Here is a 2416-nt window from a genome sequence, read left to right as displayed (position 1 = left end):
GGACGAGCCCGTGCGCGTCGAGGTGCGGCTGGCGGCGGGCGGCGACGGTGAAGCCAGCGGGTCGGCGCCGGACGCCGCCGGCAGCCCCGCCCCCGACCCGCGCGCCGTGCTGGAGCGCCTGCCCTTCGTCCGGCGCGTCATCCCGGGCAGGGACGACCGCACGTGGGTCGCGGAGTGCGTGCCCGAAACCGGCACCGACGCCGCACCCCGGCTGGCGCGGACGCTCGTCGAAGCCGGCCTCCCCCTGGAGGGCATGCGCACCCAGGGCCGCGGCCTCGACGACATCTATCTCCGCTATTTCCAGGGGGCTCGCGGCGAGGACAGCGGGCGGGGCGGAGAGGCCCGGCGCGGCGATACTCGCGACGGCGGCGTGCCCGGCGCCGGCGGCCCAAGCGCCGGCCAGCCACGTTCCGGCGCGTCCCCGTCGACCGCCAGAACGGAGGTGCGCGCATGAACGGCGTCATCGCCGTCACCCGCAAGGAGCTGGCCGACCACTTCGGCAGCCTGCGCTTCCTCATCCTTCTCGGCCTCATCGCGCTGAGCGGCCTCACCGCGCTGTACCTGGCCGCGCAGACGATCCGCGCCAACGCCGCCGACGCGTCCAGCACCGGCTTCGTCTTCCTCCTGCTCTTCACCTCGTCCGGCAGCTCGCTGCCGCCGTTCACGGCGCTGCTGGGCTTCCTGGGGCCGCTCGTGGGTCTGGCGCTCGGATTCGACGCCATCAGCAGCGAGCGCGCGCGCGGCACGCTCAGCCGGCTCGTCGCGCAGCCCATCCACCGCGACGCCATCATCAACGGCAAGTTCCTGGCCGGCCTGACGACGCTCGTCGTGATGTTCACCAGCATCCTGGCGCTGGTCGGCGGCCTCGGCCTCATCCTCACGGGCGTGGCGCCCACGTCCGAAGAGATCGCGCGGCTGATCGCGTTCCTCGTCGTCACCGTGCTCTACGTGGCGTTCTGGTTGGGCCTCGCCATCCTCTTCTCCGTCGTCTTCCGCAGCGCGGCCACGTCCGCCCTCACCGGCGTGGCGCTGTGGCTCTTCTTCAGCGTGTTCCTGGGGCTTCTGGCGGGAATGGTCGCCGACGCCGTGGCGCCCGCGGGCGACAACCCGACCATCGCGGAAGCGCTGCGTCACGCGTACTGGGAGCAGGACCTCTCCCGTCTCTCGCCGACGACGCTCTACAGCGAGGCGGTGTCGGCGCTGCTCTCGCCCGCCGTGCGCACTGTGGGGCCGATCGTCATCACGCAGACGATCGGCATGGTGCCGGGCAAGCTCTCCTTCGGTCAGAGCCTGCTCCTCATCTGGCCGCAGGTGGCGGGGCTGCTGGCGGCGACGGCGCTCTGCTTCGGGCTGGCGTACGTCTACTTCATGCGGCAAGAGGTGCGGGCGTGAAGGGGCCGCGAAGCGGCGCGGGCGTCAAACCTCGTTTGCGAGACGCTCACAGCGGTCCAACCACCGGGAGACGGTGGCGCTTCCGGATCGGGCGAAGTCAATGCGCACGAGGACGGCGTGGCGTTGCGAGGCGGTCAGTTTCACCCCCGGCTCTCCTCCCGCACCCGGCGGCGCTCCTCCAGGAACGAAGCGACGAATTCCGCCCAGTCTTCGGCTTCGCGGTCGACGGCGAGGACGAACTCGATCTCGGCCCCTTCATCCCGCGTAAAAAGAGGGATGCCCCGGATCGCATCCCGCGCCACAAGTGGATTCGCGCCGTTCAGCACGACGAGGTCCACGGGGCGTCCGGTGGCGCCTTCAAGCTTTGACGCGAGGCGGGCCAGCCGCTCAAACGGACACTCGCCCTGCATCCACACGGCGACGTCAAGATCCGAATCTTGACGAGCGCTCCCCTTTGCTGCCGAGCCGAACAGCCACGCGGAGCGCACGTCCGTTTCGGACGCCAGGGCGTCGCGTAGGGCTCCCACGACCTGTTCCAGATCCATGATCCACGCGCCTCCGGTTGGGGACATCGTACCATTGACGCGCCACGCCCGCCCATACGACAAAGCGGCCCGGGAGCGAGTCCCGGGCCGCCGTCGTTGGGGCGCTTCGCCTCGAAAACGCCGCCGCGCCTCAGTCCGCCTGCACCGCCACCGAAGTCGCCCGCCGCTCCACCGGGAACACGACCGACGCCGGCAGCACCTTCATCAGCACCACGTACACCACGCCGCCGATGATCAGCGCCGTCAGCGACGGGATGCCCCACGTGACCACCTTGCCCGCCACGGAGCCGACCGCCCACGCCACGAGGCCGGCCACGTTCACCGTCGGGTACGACTGCGGCAGCTCGCCCTTCGCGCGCGTCGCCTCAAGCTCCTTGCGGTGCGTCTTGAGGATGAAGTAGTCCGCCATCATGATGCCCCCGACGGGCGGCAGCGTCACGCCGAGCAGCGTCAGGAACGGCACGAACAGGTTCAGGATG

4 protein-coding genes are annotated in these 2416 nt (G+C 70.9%); 2 read left to right on the top strand and 2 right to left on the bottom strand.

The window, feature by feature from the left end:
- Positions 1–454, top strand: a 454-nt coding sequence (locus IRZ18_09765) for a hypothetical protein (protein ID MBX5477391.1), incomplete at its 5' end; no start/stop codon positions are given.
- Positions 451–1392 (top strand): ABC transporter permease, encoded by a 942-nt coding sequence (locus IRZ18_09760; GenBank protein ID MBX5477390.1) that lies wholly within the window; start codon positions 451–453, stop codon positions 1390–1392. The genes IRZ18_09765 and IRZ18_09760, both read left to right, overlap by 4 nt.
- A gap of 140 nt (positions 1393–1532) precedes the next feature.
- Here the strand turns inward: IRZ18_09760 and IRZ18_09755 are convergent, their stop codons facing one another.
- Together IRZ18_09755 and IRZ18_09750 are read right to left on the bottom strand one after the other, a co-directional pair.
- Positions 1533–1937: a nucleotidyltransferase domain-containing protein gene (locus IRZ18_09755; GenBank protein ID MBX5477389.1), complete on the bottom strand. Its 405-nt coding sequence runs from the start codon at positions 1935–1937 to the stop codon at positions 1533–1535.
- Positions 1938–2067: 130 nt separating this feature from the next.
- A partial coding sequence (locus tag IRZ18_09750) for a cytosine permease (GenBank protein ID MBX5477388.1) occupies positions 2068–2416 on the bottom strand: 349 nt, incomplete at its 5' end.

Source organism: Clostridia bacterium, assembly GCA_019683875.1.
In the GTDB taxonomy this organism is placed as follows: Bacteria; Bacillota; Sulfobacillia; order RBS10-35; family Bu92; genus Bu92.
Note: the sequence above shows the minus strand (reverse complement) of the source record. Positions and strands in the feature narration are given on the sequence as shown.

Excerpts from the sequence above, each read along its gene's own strand:
- IRZ18_09760 (MBX5477390.1), top strand. The coding sequence starts at position 451 with ATGAACGGCGTCATCGCCGTCACCCGCAAGGAGCTGGCCGACCACTTC.
- IRZ18_09755 (MBX5477389.1), bottom strand. The coding sequence starts at position 1,937 with ATGGATCTGGAACAGGTCGTGGGAGCCCTACGCGACGCCCTGGCGTCC.